Raw genomic sequence first — 395 nt, 5'->3', positions numbered from 1 at the left:
GTCGAGTCTCGTGGGCTCGGAGATGTGTATAAGAGACAGCAGAGCGGCATCGGAAACAGCCAGGCGCAGGTTTTGTTTTTCCAAACGTTTTTCCAAACCTTTAAGCTGGATTTTCGCAATGTTGCGGATATTATCGCCCCCTCACTCAAACCGCCCTCTTTCATCCCCGCGCCGAGCGCAATCATGACGGTAACGCTGGATGGACAGCATCCCCGAACCGACCGGCCCGAAGCGGTTGACCTGCAAATAAGTGCCGACACCCCTTCTTTGGCTTTTCCTGCCTCTGTTGCGGATGTCGCTGCCGCTTCTTTGGCTGCTTCTGCACCGACTTTGGCGTCTACTGCACCGGCTTTGGCGGTTTCCGCCGCATTTTTAGCTGCTACTGCACCAACTTT

Annotated in this window: 1 pseudogene; it reads right to left on the bottom strand. The window is 54.9% G+C overall.

Annotated elements, in window-relative coordinates:
* Window positions 1-132 (bottom strand): annotated as a pseudogene (locus tag ACRPFF_RS11430) (hypothetical protein); the annotation flags it as partial.
* Between the last annotated feature and the right edge of the window lie 263 nt (window positions 133-395).

Source organism: Neisseria sp. SLRRB23 (assembly GCF_050896295.1).
Lineage (GTDB): Bacteria > Pseudomonadota > Gammaproteobacteria > Burkholderiales > Neisseriaceae > Neisseria.
Note: the sequence above shows the minus strand (reverse complement) of the source record. Positions and strands in the feature narration are given on the sequence as shown.